This is a genomic window from Sulfurimonas sp. HSL3-7, from assembly GCF_039645985.1.
Lineage (GTDB): Bacteria > Campylobacterota > Campylobacteria > Campylobacterales > Sulfurimonadaceae > Sulfonitrofixus > Sulfonitrofixus jiaomeiensis.
Window position 1 is genome coordinate 1508816 of record NZ_CP147919.1, and the last position, 24521, is coordinate 1533336.

The window sequence follows — 24521 nt, forward strand, 5'->3', positions numbered from 1 at the left end:
ATAAAGTCTTACTGTTAACTGCAGATTGCATAATTTTAAGACATTACGACACTTTCTGCTGTATAATCAATACATATACGACTATTACGTAGGTTATTATGCAAAAAAGTGAATATAGCGAACTCAATCAAGCTGTTGAAGATTTCTCCTTAACACTGGAACAGCGCATTGACTATGACAAATTAACGTTTTTATATATGTCCCTGCCGTTTGTAATGACAGGCCATTTTTTCAGTTCCCTGCTTTTCGGTGCACTGCAGTACCAGGTTGTTGACAGCTCTTCGATTACCGTTTGGCTTTCGCTAAGTACCATTGTAATTTCATGGCGTTTCTACCACTACCTGAAGTTCAAAGGCCTAAAGGAGATCTATAAACTCAAACAGGCCCAAACCTGGCTGCATCATTACTACATCGATGTCATTGCCACCGGTGCAATTTGGGGTTTCAGCGCCCTGCTCTTGTTCCCAAAAGATAATTTTATGGGCCAGATCATCGTTATTATCTTCATCTTTGCCATCAGTTTTGCCACCATCAGTTCTCTGGCATCCAAGTTCAACCTTCTTCTTCTATATATCAGCGTCACATTTGCTCCCCTGCTCTTCCGGTTGATAATTATGGATGAACCGTATGTTTTTAATCTAATCATGATTGTTTTAGCCCTGGTCGTCCTGCTGTTCTTTGTCGCCAAGATCTTTGGATCGATTATCAACAACTCCTTGTCCAACCACCAATATTTTGTTCAGATCCAACATGAGCATAATACGCTTAAAGAGCGGTTTTTTTCGCTTTTTGACCGAGCACCGGTCGGTATCTTCTATTATGATGAAAAACTCCTTTTGCTCGATGCCAACACCCGTTTTATAAAATTGCATGATATCGATAAATCGTCTCTCATTCAAAAAGATCTTCATCAGCTTAAAAATCAGGAGATCATCGATCAGCTCAACACCGTTTTTACAGACGGTACCGGGCACTATCGGGGTCCTTTTACACCCTTGGAGTCCAAAGATAAGCTCTATGTTGAATTCAGTACCGTTCCCTTGATGGACAACTCCGGAAAGGTCAACGGCGGCATATGCATATTGGAAGATATCACCGAAGAGGTGAATGCCAAAGATGAGATGATCCGCCAGGCCTATTATGATATCTTGACCAACATTCCCAACAGAACACTCTTCATGGACCGCCTTGCGCGCGCATTGCTGACATCGCAAGACAAACACACCAGAGGTGCAGTCATTTACATCGATATCGACAATTTCAAATCGTTTAACGATACCCTCGGTCACCAGAACGGCGACATCCTTCTCAAACAAATTGCAAAGAGAATCGGTGACCTCGGTAGAAGAGAAAATACCGTGGCAAGACTCAGCGGTGATGATTTTGTAATATTGGTCGCGGACCTCCCCTATAAAATGGAGAGTGCCATTGAACTTGTTATGCTCATCGCAAGAAGTTATAAAGATCAGTTTTTACAACCTTTTTCGATCGGCAGCAAAGAGTACCATATCAGTGTCAGTCTGGGCATCTCATTTTTTCCAAACGCTAAAGAGTCAGCTTATGATGTACTCAAACGAGCCGAAACAGCCATGTACCATGCAAAAAAACTGGGAAGAAACCGCATCGAGTTGCATAGCGAAAGCATGGACAAAGAGATATCTGCCATTCTCGATATCGAGAACAGATTGCGCGCGGCTATCAAACAGAATGAGTTCGAACTGTTTTTTCAGCCACAGGTCGATATTGCCAATGACACCATCGTGTCAGCAGAAGTCCTTATCCGATGGCGTAATAGCGACGGTAGCTATATTATGCCTAAAACCTTCATACCCGTTGCCGAAACAAGCGGCCTTATTCTTCCTATAAGTGAATGGATTTTTGAGGCCTCGATCATACAGATGCTGGAGTGGAAAGAACGAAATAACCCGCTGAAAATCGACCGCATCGCCATCAACATCAGTGCCATTCATTTTGCACAGATAAACTTCGTCGCACAGATCTCATCCATTATTGCAAAATATGGGATCAATCCGGCGTATCTTGAACTGGAGCTAACCGAAAGTGTCGCTCTCTACAGCATCGAAGAGACCATTCAGAAGATCGAAGACCTTAAAAAGCTGGGAATCACCTTTGCTTTGGATGATTTCGGAACCGGGTATTCATCTCTCGCCTACCTGAAACGCCTTCCTGTCGACTATGTGAAGATCGATCAATCGTTTATAAGTGATATGATGAATGATAAAGATGACAAGATGATCACTGATACCATCGTATCGGTAGCACAGAACTTCAATCTCAAAGTCATTGCCGAAGGGGTAGAAAACAGCAGACAGCTTGAGTACCTCAAATCCATCGGGTGTACTATTTATCAAGGTTTTTTACAGAGCGAACCTGTCTCTGCAAAAGCGTTTGAAGCACTGCTCCTCGAACAGGAGTAACTGATCAACCTCTTCTTTTTATCTCTGGCATAAATCACATCTGCCCCATCCAGATAAAAAAGCGGTTGTGCCCGCACTGGGTGGTGTCCATTGGATACACTCTACAGATCCCTATCGATCCCAGTCAAAATTGAAACAGCTGGGCAAATCCTCTTTTTTTGCCATATATAACGCGGTGATATAGGCCGAAACGGCAATGGAGAGCAGAGCGACAAAAGAGCTTACGGCCAGGGTGGAGATACCGCTGAGGCCTTGGCCTATGGTACATCCCATAGCCAGTATTCCGCCAATGCCCATCATGGCACCGCCTAAAATACTGTTTTTCAATTTATTGCTGTTCTGCGGTGCGGCACAATTAAACCGGAACTTTTTATTAAAAAGCGACATGATAAATCCACCTGCTACAATGCCAAAAATCACGGTGATACTAAACGACAAGGTACTGCCGCTGAAAAACATGAGGTACTCCAGAGTTTTACCGGATGGATAGACAAAACTCAGACTCTCCAAAGGAGTGGCATCGAAGGCATCGAACCCTACCACACCGGTCACAAACCAGGAGAGGCCGATAAGCGTACCGACAACAAGACCGTCGCTGCAGGCTAAAAGATTTTTGACCTTTGGAACGGCTTTCCATAGGGCAAGCAGCAACAGCCCGATGACGATAGGGATCGACATCGGGCTGTTTGGTATAAATGATGATATATCCAATAAAACCGGGTTCGTCTGAAGCAGTGCCGCGCCATACGAAAAAAGACCCTTTGAGGTCATATACGCAAAGATAGCGATACACAGCAGGGTCACCAAAGAGTGCAGATCACCTTGTGAAAACTTGACAAGATGACGACTGCTGCATCCGTCAGCTCTCATCATACCTGCCCCAAAGAGGAGCCCCCCGAAGATGATCGCAAAAAAGTTTATATCGGGTTGCAGATAGATACTTGTGCTAAAGTCTATCGCATAGAGATAAGAGAACAGTTGGGAAGAGAAGATAGCCGCGATCATCGCGGTCAAGATAGAGGCCCCTCTTCGTGTGGACCTGCTGAGCACATAATCTTTGATCGAACCGTTAAAGCAAAATTGTGTTTTTTGGGCAATCATTCCGTAAGCCAAACCGATAATGAGTGCAAAAACATTAACGGTGTGATAAAGTTCAAAATCATCTGTATTGTACAATTTTTTCCTTTCCCTGCTTTTTTGCGCAATGATAATGAAAGAGTGTAAAAAAAATGTAAAATTCAGATGATTGCCCCGACGTCACTCCCAGTCCAGATCATGGCTGCAAACGGCTAAATCGTCTCATAGGCCTTTGTCTTTTTGACGATGGCATTGATCTGGCGCTGCAGGTGATCCGGCAGCGAGGGGATGTGCAGGTCCAGAAATCCCTCTATGATGAGCGACTTCGCTTTCTCCTCCTCGATGCCCGACGCCATCAGATAGGCGAGCTCTTCTCGGGAGATCATGCCGACGCTCGCTTCGTGCGAAAGCTCAAGCAGCGGGTCCTCGCCCTGGAGTTCCGGGATGGCGTGGATCATCCCTTTTTTATCCAACAGGAGCCCGTTGCAGGCCATCGTTCCCCGCCCACCGGCTTTTTTGCCGACGATTTTCCCCCGTGTCACCACCTCGCCGCCGCTCGAAACAACGCGGCTGACGATTTCCGAAGAGGCCCGCTTCCCGCTCAATATCGCCGTCGAACCGACATCAAAAGAGGAGCCTTCGGGAGCATAGACGACCGAATAGAACTCGCCGAGAGCGTCCTCTTCTATAATAGCAAGCGGGTCCATCTGCAATCTTTTGACGCTGCTGAGCGCTACATAGTTGGAGACGAACTTGGCATCTTTTCCGACATGCGCGGCGCTACGCGGATAGACCTCGACCTCTTTGCCCCAGCTGTGGATCATCGTACTGGTCACCGTAGCACCCTCTTTGATGAAATATTCCGTGACGCCGAGGTGGCGGCCTGAGAGCGCATGGGCACTGCTCGTACAACCGCTGATTAGATGCAGTTCGGCACCCTCTTCGGCGATGACGATGTTGTGGGTGCACTGGGTGAAGTCGTTGCTGTTGATCATATAACAGGTATAGACGGGAAGAGAGACCTTCTCTCCCGCCCTTACGCGGATGAAGTAACCAAGCTTCGGGCTGCTTCGGGCCACCTCTTTGACATACTCGTCCTTGTCAGCCGGTACAAGCGTATACATCAGCTTTGCGAGCCATTCATGCTTTTCGAGGGCGACCGCGATCGGAAGCACCTCTATCGCTTCGTTTGCCGAGTGGGCATCGAGTACCTCCATATCGCTGGCAAGAAAACTCGCCGATTTCTCATGAGAAGGGTCAAAGGCAACATTTTTCAGTGTCTGCAAGGTACTCTCATCATAACGGCTCATCTGCTCTCCTTCTGTTCGTTGATACACTGTACGCAGCCGGCAAAACCTTTCTTTCTAATATCTTCCATGATATCCATCGGGTTGCCCGTACAGACGATCTTCCCGTCCATAAAGACGTGTCCGACGTCGGCATGAATATAGTTGAGGATATGGCCGGTATGGGTAATGATAAGCGCCGAACGTTCGCGGCTGCTTATCGGCGACTCTTTTTGCAGCATGACATTGATGGCATTGGAGATGACGGCGATGTTCTCAAAATCGACCCCGGACTCGGGTTCATCGATCAGAAGCAGATCCGGACTCTGGGCATAAAGTTTAAGGATCTCGGCCCGCTTGAGCTCGCCGCCCGAGAAGCCGACGTTGAGCTCCCTGTCAAGGAAAGGCTCCATGTTGAGCGCATCTATCGCCCTCTCAAGGTCGCTGGAACGATTGATGTTGTCAAGGAAACGGCGGAGCGTCACCCCCTTGATTGTGGGCGGGTGCTGAAAGGAGATGCCGACACCCAGATTGGCTATGGCATCCGTCGTCAGACCACCGGTATCGGTATCATGAAGTCGTACGCTGCCTGAAGTAACGGCATAGCCCGGCAGCTGCATCAGAGCGCATAGCAGCGTCGACTTTCCGGACCCGTTGGGACCGAAGAGGACATGGACCTCCCCTTTTTTGATCGTAAGATCGACCCCTTTGATGATCTCTTTGTCGGCGACAGCGACATGCAGCCCTGCCACATCCAGTATGTTTCTGTCCATTCTGAAATCCCGTTGATAATCTAAATCCATTATACCTTAAACGTGCAGGTCAAAAGTCGGACACGTTAGGGTAGACAGCATCTAAAAATGGTGACCAATGCCGATTCATACGCAGATGCCGTCTGCACACCCCTCTTTTTTACGCATCCCGACTCGGATGGCGAATTTTGCGATGCGCACCCGGCAAACTGCAGCAGGCTGACAAGAGAGAATCGAGACAATAGCATCAAACACGCCTTTACTCTTTACAAAAGGGGTAACAGAGTACGGGAACAAGAGTGTTCGGCTTTAGCATCGCCTAATGCCAATCAGCCAATCATCAAGTTTCCAAACCTCTGCCACTCGCTATCAGGAATGGTGAAGTTGGTTTAAAAATGCACCAAAACCCGCTATAAAACCTGTCCAAAAGAGATAGTATGGAAAATGGTCCGGTATGCCCTGTTCTATAACGGCATAGCCCGGGATCAGAAAGGAGAGGATAATGACGGCACCAGCCATGAGTTCGAGCCAGATAAACCTCTTGCTAAAATGGAAAAAACTGTCCTCTCTGTTACGCAGCAGAATAGCTGTGCCCGCATAGACAAGCCCCAGGGAAACAACGACAGGCGCCCAGACAGGGCCGACCCACGGCATGGGAATCAAAAAGAGAAGGTCCCAGCTTCCGACCCCCTCCGGCCAGTTCAGAATCAGTTTGAGAAAAATATAGTAAAAAATATCCCAGATTCCAAAAAGCACCATATAGGCTGCCATCCTGCTTTGCAGCCTTTCATAAGCCAGGCTGACGGTTGCCCACATTATGATCAATGTCGCCAGCTCCCTGATTATTTCAACAATAACCATACCTGTTTCAGCAATAACAACTGGAAAGGCAAATCCTTCCGGATAGTAGATCTTTCGCAGATAGACAACGACCGATGCTTCGATATAGGCGAAGGCAATGCCCCATACCGTCAGCCAAAACAACTGATTAAAAAGACGCATCTTTTTCTCGTTTTCTACGCTCTAATATCCTGTTAAAAATCCTGCTACACGGCATTTTACACGCCGATATCTTCATTCCAGAGTTCCGGATTTTTTTCGATAAATGCCTCCATCAGCTCTTGGCATTCATGATTATCAACAATCTCGACCTCGACGCCCCGCGATCGCAGATGATCCTCCGGCCCGCGGAAGGTGCGGTTCTCTCCGACGACCACCTTCCCTATCCCGTAGAGCAGCACCGCGCCGCTGCACATATCACAGGGGGACAGGGTCGAGTAGAGCGTTGCCCTGCGGTAATCGGAAGCCTGCATGCGTCCCGCATTTTCCAGGCAGTCCATCTCTGCATGCAGTATCGCACTTCCTTTCTGAACCCGCCGGTTGTGACCGCGCCCGACTATCTGGCCGTCAAGGACCAGAACCGATCCGATGGGGATACCGCCCTCGGCCATCCCCTTTTTTGCTTCCTCTATTGCTGCTTCCAGAAACTTATCCATCTTTTATCCCCTACTATGAATCTGAGATCAGGCGCTTTGGCATTACCGGCCAAAGACACAATACCTGTACGATAAAAATATACTCCCAGTCTATCATATTTTTGTCAAGTCAGCAGGAAAAGAATTATATTGGACATCAATAGAAAAAGAGCGTATCGCGCAGGCACTTCCGAATAACTTTGCAATGAATATGTTAATTGTTGTCCGCTTATTTAGGAAAAGCTTGTTCCGTAGAAATACAGGGATTTATATTAATTAGTCTGAGTAGGTAAAGATGGAGGACACACCCTCATAAAGAGGGTGAATAGCAGCTGATTGTAACGCCGTATTTCTCTTCCGCTGCTTTCGGCGTAAAGCTATATAAACGGACCTTAGCTTTAATAACCACGGCAACTCCTTTTTAAACAGAGTGCACTCTACGTTCACAAGCGCCCTTATAATAAAGCGAACAAAATTTGTATATCATCTAAAATGCAATTGAGAATTCAACAAAGGGAGCCTATGCAACAAAGCCAAACACCTGCGAATACAGACACACTCTGTGCACTTGCTGTAGCACGGGCTGAAGCGGAAGAACAACTGGAATTGCGCATCCAACTGGGTCATGCGCTACTCAAAAGCAGCGGTAAACAGGTAGAACTTACAGCATTAAAAAGTGCCTTCAGTGAATGGACGGACTACAATGTAACGCTGTTAGGACAGATATATACATGCGATGACTATCTCAACACCTATAATGCCTGGTACGGCAGAATATCGCGCGTAAGAGTATGGTCGGAATCGGAAGAGATAGAGGTCACCCGCCAGGAGTTAGAATATAAAATAGAGGTACTTGAGGATTGTCTGGAGGAGCTCGAACATATACTGGGAAGTGATGACATAACGCCGCAGGATATAGAAGATTATGACGATTGAAACAGGTAGACATTCAACCGCTGCCGATGTAACCCCATGCGAATCTTGCACAAAACTATTAACTTCTTTCCCTGTCCCTTCTTTGACCAAACTTCTATACAATACACGAAAACTTATAACAGTGATATTCGCTTCTAAAACGAGGAAGATACATGAACACGACAGAAGAGAGTTCTAGCATGGTCGAGACGCTGGGCGATCTTGCCGGCCTGGCGGACTACTCGCTCATGGAGACGCTTAACGCCGACCCCGAAGCAACCAAGGACGGTGTCGACCACGCCCCTCGGCAGGTCTTCAGCGGCCACTATGTCCCCGTCAACCCGACCCCGATCGAGGCGCCCCACTACATCGCCCACAGCAAGACCTTCTTTAAGGAGCTCGGTCTCGCCGACAGCCTGGCAACCGACGAAGCGTTTATGCGGATGTTCTCGGGCGACGCCTCGGCGCTGCCGGAGCCGCTTAAAACGCATGGCTGGGCAACGGGCTACGCCCTCTCCATCTACGGGACCGAATACTACAACCAGTGCCCCTTCCAGACCGGCAACGGCTACGGCGACGGCCGCGCCGTCTCCATCTTCGAAGGTGTCCTGAACGGCAAACGCTGGGAGATGCAGCTCAAGGGCGGCGGCCAGACCCCCTACTGCCGCGGCGCCGACGGACGGGCGGTACTGCGTTCGAGCATAAGAGAGTTTCTGGCACAGGAGCACATGCACGCCCTCGGCATACCGACCTCACGTTCGTTGACGCTCTACACCTCCAAAACGGAGACCGTCCGACGCCCCTGGTTTAACCCGGGCTCCCACTCACGAGACCCCGAAGTGATGATCGAGGAGAACGTCGCCATCACGACACGCGTGGCACCTTCCTTTCTTCGCGTAGGTCAGATCGAACTTTTCGGCCGCCGCGCCCGTAAAAACGAACACCCGCTAGCGTTAGAGGAGCTGGAGAAGATCGTACTGCACATCATCGACCGCGAGTACAGCGACGAGATCGACCGGAGCCTGCCGCTGATGGAAAAGGTGCTGCTGCTGGCTCAGGCTTTCCGCAGCCGTCTCACCGCGCTCGTCGCCGACTGGGTCCGCATGGGTTACTGCCAGGGGAACTTCAACAGCGACAACACCGCCCTCGGCGGTTTTACCCTCGACTACGGGCCGTTCGGGTTTATGGACAGGTTCGACCCCAAATACCAGCCGTGGACGGGCGGCGGCGACCACTTCTCCTTTTTCAACCAGCCCCAGGCGGCCATGCAGAACTTCTACATGTTCACCACAGCGGTTCTACCGCTGATCAAGTCCGACACGATGGCGGTACAAGAGCTGGAGAAGGTTCTAAACGGCTTTCCCAAAGCCATGCAAAAGCAGGTGGAAGCAATGTGGGCATCGAAACTCGGACTGGAGAGCTTTGATAACGAGCTCTACAATGAGCTGATGATGCTGATGATCAAGACGCAGGTCGACTACACGATCTTCTTCCGCGAGCTCTCGCACCTTCCCGAAGAGATCACGCCTCTTCTGAAAAGCTTCTACGGTGACGCCGCCAACGATGAGGAACTGCTAAAACGCTGGTCAGAGTGGCTGGAGAAGTGGCAATCAAACATCGATGTGACGACAGTCGAGTCCCGAGCAAAGCTATCGGAGCAGATGACGAAGGTGAACCCGAAATACACCCTGCGGGAGTGGTTCCTCGTCCCTGCCTACAAAGCGGCCGAAAAAGGCGACTATAGCCTTATCAAAGAGCTGCAGGAAGTGATGACGCACCCCTATGATGAGCAGTCGAAAGAGACAGAAGCAAAATACTACGCGAAAAAGCCGTCGGAGTTCTTCGACATTGCCGGGATCTCCCACGTAAGCTGTTCATCGTAATTTTTACTTTTTAGTGCGACAAGCGGTGTTTTTCGATGATCTCGGTAAACGCCGCCTGGAGCACTGCTTCGTCCGGGAGCGCACCGCGCTCTGCTCTGCTCCGAAGGTCGTAGAGCTCAAAAAGACGTGCAACATCTTCTTGCTTAAGTTCGAAACCTTTTGCTTCGATGGACCGCAGCAGTCCTTCGCTGACAGCGATCTGCTCTTCTTTGTTTGCTACGGTCCACGCTTCACCCATGTACCAGTAGACGACCATGTCAGTCACTGCATAATGGCCTTTTTTTATGTAGGTGTAGTCATTAAAATATCGTTCCAGTCTATCCAGTTGCATCAGCATCCTCCTGCATCACATAAAAGGAGGTATGCAAAAGTTGGTCTATGAGTTAGAAAAAAGCAACTATACCCTCATTAAAGAGCTGCAGGAAGTGATGACGCACCCCTTATGATGAACGTGTCGTCCCTTTTTCTGATACAATTCTCTAACTATATAAAATTATCACAAGGTAATACATGAAAGTCGATAAATATGATGTTTCAGCAGAGTCAGGTGCTTCCATATGGGTTATCGTTGAACACGGTACTGATATAGAGAAATTTGAAATGCCCGATGGCTATGACATCAAAGGTTTTGTTGAAACCTTTGAACTGACCAAGGACGCTGACCTGAATTATGAACAGGCGATGGATCGACTGAAAGTACAAGGCTGTTATTACGGCACCACATTCAAGGGATGTTCTGTCAAATAATTAAATCACAAGAAATAGATGCAAAATATTATGTGAAAAAGCCGTCGCAGTTCTTTGATATTGCCGGGATCTTGCATGTGAGTTGTTCCTCGTAATTTAACTTCTTCATTACGAATAACTTCTAAAATGATTGGTTTCCTTTGGTTTGTTAAATATTTTTAGGAAAATCAGTTTGTATGAAATTTACAGATTCTTCTCGGTACCAGTCAATAACTTTTAGTGTTAATAAGTATCCTTTCTTCGCTGTCTCTTCAGAAAAAGAAATAAATTGTTCTTGAGATTTTGCAAAGGTATTGTCGCGTGATGTCACAAAACCATGTATTGAAGTGTTTCGATTTTTTCGCCATGTATTTAAATCATCAACCAGAGTAGCTATAGATATTTTAGTAGTAAATCTACCTTTTTTATATGTTTCTAGTAATTTAAAAAATGACGTATCGACTTTTTTGACTTTTTTTGCTTTCAAAAAATTATAAAAACAATGTGTAATCAAAGACTCCTCCAATGTAATTGCTTCTAAAAAACAGCCATCATTTATTGCATTTGAAATTCTTGATAGTGCTTGATTGTAAATCTCATATCTTGAAATCAAATTGTCGACAGCATCATCATAGTCCATAGAATTGTTTATTGCTAAATGGAGAGCTTCGAAATTCGAATATCCTTTGTTCTTAATATCTTTACTATCAAAATCTTTTAAAAATTTATGGAAAAACTTGTGATTACTGTCAACAAACGTATATACAAATTTCCATTCATCCTTGACCCAGTCAAAATATTTTCCAGTTGTTTCTGATTCAGGAATTTGAATCAAAAAATGTCCAATTTGATATATCCAATCAGGCATTGCATAAAGCAATCCTGCTATGTGGATATATGTTCTATATTTGTCTGGATACATATAAGCCATCTCAGGGGTCCAATCAATCAGATTTTGTGTCTGAACCCATAGGCTCATCTCGTCATTTTTTGCATACGATTTAAGGATATCAATCAATAAGTTGTACATATCTTTTGGGTGCGGAGATATTTCTTGTATCCCATCACAAGAGAAAGATATGGATAAATACGTGCAAAATGCTTCGAGATCTAAGCGGCCTTGTTCATTTATATATTCATAGTTTTGTATGAACTCAAAAAACATTGCTTGTTCCTTGAGTAAATCATTTTCCATATTGAACACCTTATACTTATTGCATGTCTACTTAAAGTCATTTATATTTAACGTTTAAAATGAGCAATCAAAAAGCCGCCCACGGGTTTTTGATTGGATCCTCTGATTTGTTATAAGCTATTCTATCCATATCCGAATTTCTTGTATCCATGCTGGGATTGCATAAGAGTCATCCATATTTTCAACATATTTTTTTGCAAAAAGAAATTTATTATTGTCTGTATCGAAAAACTGTTCTATTTGTGTCCATTGACTCGTTTTTAGATCGAGAGAAAAATGAGTACTGTTCTCTGTGACTTCTTCAGTGATTTCATCTAAAAAAGAAAGTAACTCTGGATAATTTTCCTGAAAAGTCCTTAACGTTGTCAAAAATAGACGTCCATTTAGGGAATGCTCTATTTCAGTAGCAGGAGAGACTGGATTCGACTGAATATTTACTAGTGTAGTTGTGGCTTTATTACTGCAATTTACAATTCGTTTACAGATTAAATTATCATAATTGTTTACTTCATATCTTACAAGTTCTGAATCCGTGTCTGAAATTAAAATAATTTTTCCGTTAATCTCATCTTTAAAATCTTCATATGATGTAGATAGATGCTTGTATAGTCTTTTTATTTCTTTTGCCCCACCAACTGGTACAATTCTAAGCTTTTTGCTTTCTAGAAGATCTTCGTAATACTTACTAAAATAAATTTTTTCAGAAGACCCTTCACAAATGAGCCAGTTGTATGGGCTATCTCCTATTGCACTCGTTATAATTGATTGCACAAAATCATTGATGCTCTTTAGCCTAATATCGTAAGGCAATTTCCCCCGTGATTCAGCACCCATCTGTTTAATTTGTTCTCGATATCTAGCTAAGTCAATCTGATCAAATATATGATTCGTATCCTGTCGGGATATTACAGTGGCACTTCCAGATTCAATTGTCGGCAAAAAACCATACCAATGTGATGAAAAAATAATTTGCATACAATCTCGACTAATATCATATAGTGCGTCAAACTGATCAAAACATGCTGACATATGCAGTGAAGACTCTGGTTCGTCAACAGCAATAATTAGATTTGATCCACTTTCTCTATGTTGACTTAGTAAACTATGTGCAACATCAATAATGGCTTTTTGCTTTTCTCCAGAACTTAGTGCGTTTATTTCGAGCCAGCTATCCCCTTGTTTTTTGTGCAATTTACGAATATTGAAGAAAGCTTGAATGATAAGATTGTAAACATCCGCTTTTTTTAGGTTTTGTTGTCTGTCAGTAGGTGTTCGGTAAGAGTATATATCTAGTTCTTCTGCCAAAGTATCTATAAATGCATTAAGACTAGTATTTATTTCTGAAATTTGACTTTGCGGAACTCGTTGGCTCAAAATTTGAGTTAGTGTTTCCCCCATTAATATTTGAATTTCTTTCGTCTCTAAATTTGTAAACTGCTCCGGATCAATTTCCCTGGGAATATATATATAGTCTATTATTTTCTTTATGTGGTTTAACAAAGGAACAAACTGTTCTAGTTCTTCTTGTGTCAGGGATGATGCAACTTCTCCTGTTCCCTGTGATAGGACTTTTCTGACAAGTTTCTCACAGTTAAATATTGAAATATTTATTTCCATATTGTAATTATTGCCTATTGGTAACACAAAATAATTTTCAAGATCTATATTTTCTTTTACTCTTGATGCTAAAGAATTGAAGGATTTTAAATGAGGTCTATGAGATAAATTTACTTCTGATTCTTGCAGGCTCAATGCCACATCGTTAAGCATACTAGCCTTGTCAAAAAGATCCCCTGTAAATTCACTTCTTTTTATCAAAAAAATAGGAACAATATATGGGTTTGAAGATGTAAGCCCACTTCTCTTAGCGGCAATATTGAAATTCCAACTTTTACTATTAAAAAAGGTATCCAAAGCTTCTAAGACTGAACTTTTACCTATTCCATTTTCACCGACCAAACCACAAAATTGATCATTATCTGTAATTGGTATAAAATTGATTCCTTGATAAGTTTTAAAGAATCTTATGAATGTCCCTATAATCATTGCACGTCCTACTTAGAATTTTTCGACACATACTATTTATTGGTGCTCATTTTATACAACTAAGGCTTAAATGTGGACTTATCCGAACAGGTTAATATTTATTTAAAAATATTATTCTATTGCACCGTGACCAATTTACTGGAAAAACATACACGGGTTTTACCGTATAGCTCGAGCTGTTTAAGTACAGAAATGGGTTTGTCTAAATGAAAATGGGAAACTAAGAAGCTAGTTATATGTAAAAAAGAGTGTGATGTTAGAAAATATTGAAGTGAGAAACAGCGCCCAAAGGCACTGTTAGAAGGTGTGGAATTATACCGGCTTGATTGTTACGCCGTATTTGTCTTCCGCTTCGTCACGAGCTTCAAGGTGGTAGTTCGCGATCTCGTTGAAGTTCAGGTATTTGTAAACATCGTCTGTCTTACCTGCAAGTTTCTCAGGAACGATGCTCATGTACTCTTCTACCGTCGGGATGCGGCCAAGTTTGGCACATACGGCTGCAAGCTCTGCAGAACCAAGGTAGACCTGAGTTCCCTTACCTAGACGGTTGTCGAAGTTACGTGTCGATGTTGAGAAGACTGTTGCGTTCTCACGTGCACTTGCCTGGTTACCCATACAGAGTGAACATCCCGGGACCTCAGTCTGCGCGTGGATACCTTTGTAGACATCGTAGTACCCTTCGTTCATCAGCTGGCGCTCGTCCATACGGGTCGGCGGAACGATCCAGAACTTCTCGACGTTGATGTCAGACTCGCCGCGCATAACTTCACCCGCCGCACGGTAGTGACCGATGTTTGTCATACAAGAACCAAGGAAGACCTCGTCGATCTTCGTACCGGCAACTTCGCTCAGTTTCTTGACATCATCCGGATCATTCGGACATGCAAGGATCGGCTCTGTGATCGCGTTAAGATCGATGTTGATGACCGCTGCATACTCAGCGTCTGCATCCGGTTTCATAAGTGACGGCTTCGCCAACCACTCGTTCATCTTGTCAACACGGCGCTGTAGTGTACGCTTGTCCTCGTAACCGTCTTCGATCATCGCTTCAAGAAGAACGACGTTTGATTTCAGGTACTCAACAACCGGCGCTTCGTTAAGAAGAACAGTACAAGCTGCTGCAGAACGCTCGGCAGAGGCATCAGAAAGCTCGAATGCCTGCTCTGCTTTAAGATCCGGTAGACCTTCGATCTCAAGAACACGGCCGGCGAAGATGTTTTTCTTACCTTTTTTCTCAACCGTAAGAAGACCGTCCTGGATCGCCTGGTAAGGGATCGCATTGACAAGGTCACGCAGTGTGATACCCGGCTGCAACTCACCCGAGAAACGGACAAGAACAGACTCTGGCATTGTTAACGGCATAGAACCTGTAACTGCTGCGAACGCAACGATACCCGAACCGCCAGGGAAAGAGATACCGATAGGGAAACGTGTATGGCTGTCCGCACCCGTACCGACAGTGTCCGGAAGGACCATACGGTTCAACCATGAGTGGATAACCCCGTCACCAGGACGGAGTGCAACACCCGAACGGTTAGAGATGAAGTCCGGCAGTGTGTGGTGCATTGTAACGTCAGAAGGTTTCGGATACGCCGCTGTGTGACAGAAAGACTGCATAACAAGGTCTGCAGAGAAACCGAGTGCCGCAAGTTCTTTGATCTCGTCACGCGTCATTGGACCCGTTGTATCCTGAGAACCGACAGTCGATGTAACCGGCTCAACGTACATGCCCGGACGTACACCCTCCATACCACATGCTTTACCGACCATTTTCTGAGCAAGCGTGTAACCTTTGCCTGTATCGGCAGGTTGCTCTGGTGTCAGGAAAGTATCGGTAGCACCCATGCCAAGAACGGCACGTGCTTTTGTCGTCAGACCGCGACCGATGATCAACGGAATACGGCCGCCGGCACGCACTTCGTCAGTGATCGTGTTCGGGCGAAGGTTGAAAGTCGCGATACACTGACCGTCTTTGTGCGCTTCACCTTTGTAAGGATAGATAGTGACAACGTCACCTGTCTCCATAGCCGTTACGTCCATCTCAAGTGGAAGTGCTCCTGAGTCTTCAGCAGTTGCGAAGAAGATCGGCGCGATGATACCGCCGATGACAACACCGCCCGTACGCTTGTTAGGAACACCCGGGATATCTTCACCCATGTGCCACTGCACAGAGTTCACACCGGACTTACGAGATGAACCGGTACCGACAACGTCACCGACGTATGCGATCGGGTGACCTTTCTCTTTCAGGGCTTTAATCGTGTTGATAGGATCGTCCATCTTCGCGCCCAGCATAGAGTTTGCGTGAAGCGGGATATCAGAACGTGTAAATGCTTCAGAAGCCGGTGAAAGGTCATCCGTGTTTGTCTCACCCGGAACTTTATAGACAGTGATCGTGATCTCTTCAGCAAGCGCCGGCTTGGAAGTGAACCACTCTGCATTTGCCCAAGAAGTCATCACTTCAGTCGCTGCCGCGTTGCCAGCTTTGTGAAGTTCTTCTACGTCATTGAACGCATCGTAAACAAGCAATGTGTGTTTAAGCGCTTCTTTGGCCGCTTCGACAACAGCTGTATTGCCAGAACTTAGTGCGTCGACCATTGGCTTGACGTTGTAGCCGCCAAGCATCATCCCCATGATCTCAACCGCTTTTTCCGGAGCGATAGCGTCAACTTTTACATTTTCAGCTGCTACATCATTTAAAAATGCCGCTTTGACATACGCTGCATCATCAACACCCGGGGAAACACGGTTTGTTAAAAGATCAATATTTTCATCCATGTTACCTTCACCAGCTTTGATCATCTCGATCAAAGCTGCTGTCTGCTCAGCCGATAGTGGTAGTGGTGGAACGCCAAGTGATTCACGCTCAGCGATGTGTGCTTTATACTCTTCCATAAAAGACATAAAAGACCCCTCTTTTCAAAATTTGAATAAGTATATCGAACCTTTACACAATATAAAAGCTTATGTTACAAATCTAAACACACTAATTTCGGTCATTGTGTATTTTTGATACACTCAAGCCGCACACTGTGGTATGGGGCTGTAAAAGATGTAAAGAAGATATTAGAGAAAGGCAATTGTAACTTTTCTACACATACAAAAAGCGGCAAAACAAGATTTTTCAAACGGCTGCAATATTAGCTCTGATCTGTTTTCTCTCTCTTTTCCTGCTCTTTTCGGTAAAGGATAATTGATGTAGCGATATCCGCATTATGACCCTGCATCGCACCTTTGATCCACATCAGGTAATCGGGAGGCAGGTCACCCCACTTCTCCCCTTTGTATTTGCCGAAGTTGATTGTCTCATCAAGTTCTTTCGGCGGCATATTTCCGGCTGACCTGAACACATGTTGCGGTTCCATAATACGGACATCGATGCCTGAACGCTTGAATATCTCTTCAAGATACTCGATTGAAGCGCGCTTGCGTATCGAAAACCGCTTCAGGTCCTCGCGGAAGAACCCTCCGCGTGTCTCGGCGAACTCTATCAGCTCCTGAATGGCGTTTTCGTCAAGGTCGTTGAAGTTCTTAATAAAGAAGTCGGCCATCGTGGCCTTTTGGCGCAGTTCAAGGATGACCATCTCAGCCGCCGACGATCTCGCGGTTGCCTTTTGCGTTGGGTTCGGAGAGGATGCCGCGGGACTCTAGCTGTTCGATCAGACGGGCAGAACGGTTGTATCCGATCTGAAGTTTGCGCTGAAGGTAGGAGATCGAGGTCTTGCGGTCTGTCAGAACGATCTGTTTGGCCTCTTCGAAAAGCTCATCCTTCTCGTCACTTTCTGCACTGATGTCGCCTTTGGCACCGGAGGCGCCCTCTTCGGCCAGGAAGCGGTTATCGTACTGCGGTTCACGCTGCATCTTCAGAAAGTCGACGATCTTCTCGATCTCCTCTTCCGTACTCCACGGGGCATGCAGCCGTACAAGACCGGTCGCACCCGGAGGGGTAAAGAGCATATCGCCGCGTCCAAGGAGCGATTCGGCGCCCTGCTGGTCAAGGATGATCTTCGAGTCGATGCGCTGTCCCACGCGGTAGGAGATACGCGACGGCAGGTTCGCCTTGATAAGACCCGTGACGACATCCACTGAAGGGCGCTGTGTCGCAACGATAAGGTGGATACCCGAAGCCCGTGCCATCTGTGCAAGACGGCCGATGGAAAATTCGACCTCCTTGCCGCTGGTCATCATCAGGTCAGCCAGCTCATCGATGATAACGACGATGTACGGGAAGCTTTCAAACCCCTCTCTCTTCGCCTTTTCATTATAGTTTTCGATATTTTTGGTACGTGTTTCGCTCATCATGCGGTAACGGCGTTCCATCTCCGCGACCATATTGTTCAATGCAGCGATCGCCTGTTTGGCTTTGGTGATGACCGGTGTCAGGAGATGCGGAATATCATTATAGATAGAGAACTCGAGCATCTTGGGGTCTATCATCATCAGACGCAGCTGATCGGGCGAATTGCGATAGAGCAGGCTGAGGATCATCGCATTGATACCAACCGACTTGCCCGAACCCGTTGTCCCGGCGATCAGCAGGTGCGGCAGCTTTTTGAGATCGGTGACAAACGGCTTGCCGACGATATCCTTGCCCAGTACGATCGTCAGCGGTGACGAGGCTTCCTGAAAGATCTTGCTCTCAAGAAGGTCCCGCAGGTAGATCGTCTCCACCGTACGGTTGGGAATCTCTATACCCACGACATCTTTGCCCGGGATCGGTGCCTGGATACGGATCGTCTCGGCCCGCAGGGCCATGGCAAGGTCATCCTGGAGATTCAGGATCTTTGAGACTTTGATATTGGCGGCCGGTTTGAACTCAAATGTCGAGACGACCGGTCCCGCATAGGTGCGGGTCACATCCCCTTCGATCTTGAAGTGCTGGAGCTTGTCGATAAGATCGCTGATCTTGGCATCAAGTTCGGCTTCATCGACCTTATTGCCCTGCTTCGGCGCTTTTTGCAGAAAGTTCAGTGACGGCAGTTTGAAGTTTTTCGGTTTTTCCGTCTTGCCTGTCTCGATCTGCTCAAGCAGTTTTTTGTTCTCTTCAAGCTCACTGACAACGACCGCCTGTTTCTGCTCTTTTACTTTTTTCGCTGCTTCGACTATCGTGTGGGGGTGCCCGTCGTCAACTGCCGCATCTGTTTCCGGCTCTGTTTCTTCCGTTTGAACGTCATTGGCCTCATCACGTTTGATCCGGCGGATAACCGGTTCGACCGCATTCTCCTCTTCGCTTCTGTTTCGCAGATAAGCAGGCATATCAAGGTCATCTTCAAACGCCTCTACTTCAATAGCCTCTTCGGTTGCTTTTACGGCCTTTGTCCTTTTTTTGCGCACAGGTTTGACATCGATCGCCTCTTCCTCTTCCTTCTCTTTATGTGACGGTGCAGGAAGGCTCGGTACAGGAATGCGAAAACGTACACTCGTCAACGGCTGCGCCATTTCACCGACACTTTTATCAAAGATCATGACAAGCGAAAGGATAAACGACATCAAAAAGAAGACCCATACCCCGAAAAAACCGATGTACTCAACCGTAAAATCAACAAAGCTGGCGCCAAGAATGCCACGGAGTTCGCCGAAACTGACCATCGCCTGAAAGATCTGCAGAGAGAAAAAAAGAAGGATGTAAGCAACCGTGATCTCCGCGCGTCTTACGTCAAATCCTGGACGACGATAGAGGAAGTAGAGTCCGATACCGGCAACAAACAGATAGACATAAGAGAGGTAGCCGAAAAGATCCTGATTTAAACTGGCAAAATCAGCGCCAAAACGGCCGATTATGCCGGAATCGCCAAGAATGGTTGCCATCGCCAAATAGAAAACAACCCCAAAAAGTGTAATAAAAAGTGCGTCGCGTAAAATGGGAAGGTCCTTTTAAAGTATAGGGCACCTCTAAAAACCCCAGTTAGCCTCAGCGATAAAGAGAAGTTCACAATCAAGGCGCTCCTTTGAAGCCCTAGCCATAGCTAAGGCGAAAAGGGGCAACGCGGAGTGTGGATTTCTCTCTATCGCCCTACGGGAGGGATAAAGAGAGCGATCTTGCACACAATTTTCTATCCTCATAGCTACGGCTATGACTCAAGAAAAGTTCTGCACCATCTCATCTCTCTTTCTTCCCTCTGAGGCAGACTGGGGTTTTTAGAGGTGCCCTACAATGTCTGTTTTAATATTCGTATGAGTATAGCAAAAAGAGTGCTTAAAGTGGCTTTTATAGGCAAATGTACACTGTAGTTACATCGAACAGAACTGTAGATTAAGATGTTACTAAACTGCACAATAATATAAATTTGCTTGAAAATTATGGGGTGGTACCTGCGGGCGGACTTGAACCGCCACGGCTTGCGCCAACGGATTTTGAATCCGTCATGTCTACCATTCCATCACGCAGGCTTGTTTAAGAGGACGAAAGTATAGAGACACTTTACTTAAAGTTGTGTAAATTTTTCAAAAAAAATATACCGGGTATATAGATTACTATATAGTGCCCTATTGGCACCAGTCTTTACCTTTATGACCGCCGTCATACGGAACAGCAAGGGAACGCTTGATGAGCATATCACCCAAACTCTTCCCATCCACATAGACATCCGCCACAATACGAAAATACTTGCCGCGTTTCATATTGCGCAGTTCGATCTTTTTGGCGCCGCGCAGTTGTGTCACGGTCAGCTCTTTTGCCTGGCGGGCCAGATCTTTCTCTTTTTGACACTGACCGCGCATCTCGGGGGTATCTATGCCGTTGATGCGCACCCCGATTCGATAACCGATAATTTCGGGGTACTCCTTCAGGTTAGCCCGGAAAGTGTCACCGTCATAGATACTGGTCACCTCCGAGACAACAGCCGAGCCGTACACCTTGTTGCTGATCGATTCCGCATGAAGCGTGACATGCAGCATAGACGCAAGCAGCAGGATCGCCACATACTGACTTATGGTTCTATTCATTTGATTTCGTCGCTTTCTCTTGATATGGTATGATTTGGCACTTAAAGCAGGGATGGTGTTGTGGCTAAAACGTTTCACTCTCACGTACAGAAACTTCTGTTCTTTCTTATCCTGCCGCTCCTGCTTGGATGCACGGCTGAGAAGACGCCTGAACCGGCGACGACAACGCCACTGCCTGAGATCACAACAGCCTATCTTTTAGAGCATCGCATTATATCTTATGCACCTAAGTTCCAGGAAAAAACAGTCACCACCCTCCCCTATGAGATCAAACGCTTTGAAGAGAGCTATCTTCTCTATCTGGTTGCTCGTCTGCCGGACAAAAACGGCGCCTCTGTTTTCAAGTCGGCTCAACCGGTTTACTATCTCTGGCTGGAGAGGATGTCGGATAATTGGCGGGATTTTACAGCGGTCCACTCCGCCATAGAGGCATCATTGGACATAGACGCCCACTATTCTGCTATCCGTCACGGAAAGTTCTACGAAGAGTACACTATCGATTTTACTTATGAGCAGCTTACGGGTGTCAAGGACTCCGGTCTTGACCTTTTACTTGTCAATCGACATAATCTGACATCTGACATCAGCATCCCTGCCCACTATATCAAGGCTTTTTTGGAGATACTGCAGGAGCAGGCTGAACAAGCATCACCCTAGCGGCTCTTCCCTTTTCCACCTTGCGCGACCCACATGAACCCGATCAGCATTACGATTACCAGAAATAATGGCAGCCATATTTCAAGAAACATCTCCATATTTTCTCCTTTTTGCAAAGAGTAGAAAAAAATCGTGTTAGCATTGTGAATAAGCCCGGAAATCAAGCTTAAAATGCTATTATTGCAGATAAAATCAATAGACGGATTTCGAGGTGTGATGAAAGTTCTTATAGCTATCAGCGGTGCGAGCGGTGCGAGTCTTGGACTAAAAGCGCTTCGTGCTCTCCCGGCAGATGTTGAAAAACATCTTATTGTTTCAGATCATGCCCAGATCGTGTTGGAAAAAGAAGAACGAGTTATACGCCACCATGACGAAGCCATTTGGGCTTCTGTAGCCTCGGGATCTTTCGGCATTGATGCGATGCTGATCATACCTTGCAGCATGAACACCCTGGCGAAGATCAGCGTCGGTATTGCAGACAACCTCACAACACGGGCGGCAAGCGTCATGATCAAAGAGCAGAAAAAACTGCTTTTAGCCCCAAGGGAGATGCCGTTTTCGCCTATCGCTTTAGAGAACATGCTTAAGCTTTCAAAACTTGGCATCATTATCGCACCGCCTGTACTGGCCTACTACTCCGAACAGGACAGCCTGGATCAGATGGAGGATTTCATGATCGGGAAGTGGTTTGACCTGATCGGGATTGAAAATAATTTATATAAACGTTGGAGTGATCATGACGAATCCTAAAATTGCCCTCTACCCCGGTACATTCGATCCCATTACCAACGGACATCTCGATATCATCAAACGTGCATGCGACCTCTTTGACGAAGTGATCGTCGCGGTAGCCGACTCACGCGATAAAAAGCCGATGTTCACGCTGAACGAGCGCGTCAGGATGGTCAAAGCGTCCGTAGAGGAGCTGGCTAATGTCCGGGTGGTCGGTTTCGATAACCTTACCGTCGATCTTGCGGCATCCCTTGAGGCAAAGATCATTATCCGAGGGCTGCGCGCCGTCAGTGATTTTGAGTATGAACTTCAGCTCGGATACCTGAACAACTCGCTCGACAAAAGCCTTGAAACGGTCTATCTTATGCCGAATCTCAAGCACGCTTTTGTCAGCTCATCTATCGTACGGAACCTGCTGAAGTTCAACGGAAGGACAGACCATCTTCTGCCTGAAGCGGTCCAGGCCATCATCGGAGAGATGCGATCATGTACGTTGCAATAGAGGGGATCGACACCGCCGGCAAAAGTACGCAGATAGCGCGTCTCAAAGAGGCCTGCCGGGATGCCGTCATCACCAAAGAGCCCGGTGCGACCAGGATCGGCGAGCGCATTCGTGATATCGTTTTAAACGGCGGCGTTCAAAGCGCCAAGGCGGAGTTTCTGCTCTTTTTGGCGGACCGCGCCGAACATATGCAAGAGGTCATCAAACCCAATCTCGACAAGCTGATCATCTCCGATCGCAGCGTCGTCTCGGGCGTCGCCTACGCTCTTGTCCAAAAGAGTATCTCAAAAGAAGAGATTCTTGCTCTGAACGCCTTTGCCACGGACGGTATCTACCCGCAAAAACTGTTTTTGCTGCAGTTATCGGAAGAAGCGCTCGCTTTCAGACTCTCCCAAAAAGAGCTTGACGGCATTGAAGCTCGCGGTACAGCCTACCTGCTGGGTATTCAGGAGGCTTTGATCGAGGCGGCAAGACTACTTGAGATAGAACTGATCATTATCAATGCTTCCAAGCCGATAGAAGCCATCACGCAAGAAATTATTAACACTATTAAGGAGACCAAATGATTCAATCCCTTCGCGGTATGAATGATATTTTCGCCCCGGATTCCGAACGATTCGAATATTTTATTGAGACAGCGACGACCATCGCAAAGCGTTACGGTTTCAGCTACTTCGAGTCGCCGCTTCTGGAAGAGACCGCCCTTTTCAAACGCTCGGTCGGCGAATCAAGTGACATTGTCGGCAAAGAGATGTACCAGTTTTTGGATAAAGGCGACAACGATATCTGCCTCCGTCCGGAAGGTACTGCCGGCGTCGTACGCGCTTTTATCCAGAAAAAACTGGACAAACAGGGCGGCATTCACCGTTTCTTTTATCACGGGCCGATGTTCCGTTATGAACGGCCGCAGAAAGGACGTTTGAGAGAGTTTCACCAGTTCGGTATCGAGAGTTTCGGTGTTGCATCGGTTGTTGAGGATGCTACGCTGATCATGATGCTTGCCGATATCCTCGACACCCTGGGGATCAGCTACAAACTAAAACTCAACTCACTCGGGTGCCAGGAGTGCATGCCGCCCTACCGTAGCAAACTCGTCAGCTTCCTCGAAGCAGTAGAAGAGGAGATCTGCGAAGACTGTGTCCGCCGCAAGGGCACAAACCCGATCCGTGTCCTCGACTGCAAGAACGGCAGCTGCCAGGAGCGCTATATCGAAGCACCGAAACTGATAGACAACCTCTGTTCATGCTGTGATGTCGATTTCAGCGTGCTGCAAAAGATGCTAAGCGAAAACGGTATCGACTTCGAGATCGACACCCACCTTGTACGCGGCCTGGACTACTACTCCAAGACCGCTTTCGAGTTTGTCAGTGACGAGATCGGCGCCCAGTCTGCAATCGCAGGCGGCGGCCGCTACGACAGACTGGTCGAGTTCCTGGACGGCAAAGAGACGCCGGCTGTCGGTTTTGCGATCGGCATCGAGCGTCTGCTGGAGTTGATCAAGATGCCGGAAGTAGAGCGCAGCGGCTACTATATGGGGACCATGGATGACGAGGGGCTGCCGATCATTATGAAGGCGGCACAGGCCAAGCGAAAAAGCGACAAGGTCATTGTCGAATACAAGTCCAAAAACCTAAAAAACCACCTCAAGGGTGCGGACAAAGTGAATGCACGCTACTGCGCTGTCATCGGTGAAAACGAACGCAATGAAGGGACCATCTGGATCAAGGATCTCGTTTCAAAAACGGAAGAGACCCTGCCGCTTGATGCCATCTGACATGGAGAGAAGAATGCATTTTGTCTGGAATCTTATGACCGGTTTTACAGCATTGCAGATCAACGCAGAGAGCAGGGTCTTCGCAGTGCCGCAACCCGGCGACAACAATACCAACACG

General features: G+C 46.8%; 21 protein-coding genes and 1 tRNA gene. 9 read left to right on the top strand and 13 right to left on the bottom strand.

What is annotated here, in order from left to right; all coding sequences use genetic code 11:
• Positions 1-98: 98 nt before the first annotated feature.
• Positions 99-2438 carry an EAL domain-containing protein gene (locus tag WCY20_RS07605; protein WP_345974043.1) on the top strand — a complete coding sequence of 780 codons (2340 nt, stop codon included), beginning with the start codon at positions 99-101 and terminating at the stop codon, positions 2436-2438.
• A 111-nt stretch (positions 2439-2549) separates the two neighbouring features.
• On the opposite strand, the gene WCY20_RS07610 is transcribed toward WCY20_RS07605, so the two are convergent.
• From WCY20_RS07610 to WCY20_RS07630, 5 genes are all read right to left on the bottom strand, one after another.
• Positions 2550-3614, bottom strand: coding sequence for a YeeE/YedE family protein (locus tag WCY20_RS07610; RefSeq protein WP_345974044.1), 1065 nt, complete (start codon positions 3612-3614; stop codon positions 2550-2552).
• A gap of 113 nt (positions 3615-3727) precedes the next feature.
• The gene (locus WCY20_RS07615) at positions 3728-4825 is read right to left on the bottom strand and encodes a SufD family Fe-S cluster assembly protein (protein WP_345974045.1); all 1098 of its coding nucleotides are present in this window, start codon (positions 4823-4825) and stop codon (positions 3728-3730) included.
• Positions 4822-5574: an ABC transporter ATP-binding protein gene (locus tag WCY20_RS07620; RefSeq protein ID WP_345974047.1), complete on the bottom strand. Its 753-nt coding sequence runs from the start codon at positions 5572-5574 to the stop codon at positions 4822-4824. The genes WCY20_RS07615 and WCY20_RS07620 overlap by 4 nt, the downstream gene beginning before the upstream one ends.
• 348 nt (positions 5575-5922) lie before the next feature.
• Positions 5923-6555, bottom strand: a complete 633-nt coding sequence (locus WCY20_RS07625) for a hypothetical protein (RefSeq protein ID WP_345974048.1) — start codon at positions 6553-6555, stop codon at positions 5923-5925.
• A 56-nt stretch (positions 6556-6611) separates the two neighbouring features.
• Complete coding sequence (locus WCY20_RS07630) at positions 6612-7049, bottom strand: nucleoside deaminase (protein WP_345974049.1); 438 nt, start codon at positions 7047-7049, stop codon at positions 6612-6614.
• Positions 7050-7550: 501 nt separating this feature from the next.
• Between WCY20_RS07630 and WCY20_RS07635 the strand changes: the two genes are divergently transcribed.
• Positions 7551-7964, top strand: coding sequence for a hypothetical protein (locus WCY20_RS07635; RefSeq protein WP_345974050.1), 414 nt, complete (start codon positions 7551-7553; stop codon positions 7962-7964).
• Between the two features lie 152 nt (positions 7965-8116).
• On the top strand, positions 8117-9826 hold the full coding sequence (locus WCY20_RS07640; protein WP_345974051.1) for a protein adenylyltransferase SelO family protein: 1710 nt from the start codon (positions 8117-8119) through the stop codon (positions 9824-9826).
• 10 nt (positions 9827-9836) lie between these two features.
• On the opposite strand, the gene WCY20_RS07645 is transcribed toward WCY20_RS07640, so the two are convergent.
• The gene (locus tag WCY20_RS07645; RefSeq protein ID WP_345974053.1) at positions 9837-10157 is read right to left on the bottom strand and encodes a hypothetical protein; all 321 of its coding nucleotides are present in this window, start codon (positions 10155-10157) and stop codon (positions 9837-9839) included.
• A gap of 179 nt (positions 10158-10336) precedes the next feature.
• Between WCY20_RS07645 and WCY20_RS07650 the strand changes: the two genes are divergently transcribed.
• The gene (locus WCY20_RS07650) at positions 10337-10573 is read left to right on the top strand and encodes a hypothetical protein (RefSeq protein WP_345974055.1); all 237 of its coding nucleotides are present in this window, start codon (positions 10337-10339) and stop codon (positions 10571-10573) included.
• A 148-nt stretch (positions 10574-10721) separates the two neighbouring features.
• On the opposite strand, the gene WCY20_RS07655 is transcribed toward WCY20_RS07650, so the two are convergent.
• The 7 genes from WCY20_RS07655 to WCY20_RS07685 all read right to left on the bottom strand — a co-directional run bounded on the left by WCY20_RS07655 (position 10722) and on the right by WCY20_RS07685 (position 20738).
• The gene (locus WCY20_RS07655) at positions 10722-11747 is read right to left on the bottom strand and encodes a hypothetical protein (RefSeq protein WP_345974056.1); all 1026 of its coding nucleotides are present in this window, start codon (positions 11745-11747) and stop codon (positions 10722-10724) included.
• Between the two features lie 117 nt (positions 11748-11864).
• Positions 11865-13793 carry an AAA family ATPase gene (locus WCY20_RS07660; RefSeq protein WP_345974058.1) on the bottom strand — a complete coding sequence of 643 codons (1929 nt, stop codon included), beginning with the start codon at positions 13791-13793 and terminating at the stop codon, positions 11865-11867.
• A 312-nt stretch (positions 13794-14105) separates the two neighbouring features.
• Positions 14106-16697 carry a bifunctional aconitate hydratase 2/2-methylisocitrate dehydratase gene (gene acnB / locus WCY20_RS07665; protein ID WP_345974059.1) on the bottom strand — a complete coding sequence of 864 codons (2592 nt, stop codon included), beginning with the start codon at positions 16695-16697 and terminating at the stop codon, positions 14106-14108.
• 236 nt (positions 16698-16933) lie between these two features.
• The gene (locus tag WCY20_RS07670) at positions 16934-17377 is read right to left on the bottom strand and encodes a hypothetical protein (RefSeq protein WP_345974060.1); all 444 of its coding nucleotides are present in this window, start codon (positions 17375-17377) and stop codon (positions 16934-16936) included.
• 1 nt (position 17378) lies between these two features.
• Positions 17379-19601, bottom strand: coding sequence for a DNA translocase FtsK (locus tag WCY20_RS07675; RefSeq protein WP_345974062.1), 2223 nt, complete (start codon positions 19599-19601; stop codon positions 17379-17381).
• 498 nt (positions 19602-20099) lie between these two features.
• Positions 20100-20183, bottom strand: a tRNA-Leu gene (locus WCY20_RS07680).
• Between the two features lie 96 nt (positions 20184-20279).
• The gene (locus WCY20_RS07685; protein ID WP_345974064.1) at positions 20280-20738 is read right to left on the bottom strand and encodes a thermonuclease family protein; all 459 of its coding nucleotides are present in this window, start codon (positions 20736-20738) and stop codon (positions 20280-20282) included.
• 60 nt (positions 20739-20798) lie between these two features.
• Between WCY20_RS07685 and WCY20_RS07690 the strand changes: the two genes are divergently transcribed.
• The 5 genes from WCY20_RS07690 to hisS all read left to right on the top strand — a co-directional run bounded on the left by WCY20_RS07690 (position 20799) and on the right by hisS (position 24403).
• Positions 20799-21395 (top strand): hypothetical protein, encoded by a 597-nt coding sequence (locus WCY20_RS07690; protein ID WP_345974066.1) that lies wholly within the window; start codon positions 20799-20801, stop codon positions 21393-21395.
• Positions 21396-21611: 216 nt separating this feature from the next.
• Positions 21612-22145, top strand: a complete 534-nt coding sequence (locus WCY20_RS07695; protein ID WP_345974068.1) for a UbiX family flavin prenyltransferase — start codon at positions 21612-21614, stop codon at positions 22143-22145.
• Positions 22132-22629, top strand: a complete 498-nt coding sequence (gene coaD, locus WCY20_RS07700) for a pantetheine-phosphate adenylyltransferase (protein ID WP_345974070.1) — start codon at positions 22132-22134, stop codon at positions 22627-22629. The genes WCY20_RS07695 and coaD overlap by 14 nt, the downstream gene beginning before the upstream one ends.
• Entirely contained in the window at positions 22614-23195 is a 582-nt protein-coding gene (gene tmk, locus WCY20_RS07705; RefSeq protein ID WP_345974071.1) for a dTMP kinase, read from the top strand. Before coaD ends, tmk begins: the two co-directional genes overlap by 16 nt.
• The gene (gene hisS, locus WCY20_RS07710) at positions 23192-24403 is read left to right on the top strand and encodes a histidine--tRNA ligase (RefSeq protein WP_345974073.1); all 1212 of its coding nucleotides are present in this window, start codon (positions 23192-23194) and stop codon (positions 24401-24403) included. Before tmk ends, hisS begins: the two co-directional genes overlap by 4 nt.
• The last annotated feature ends 118 nt before the right edge of the window (positions 24404-24521 follow it).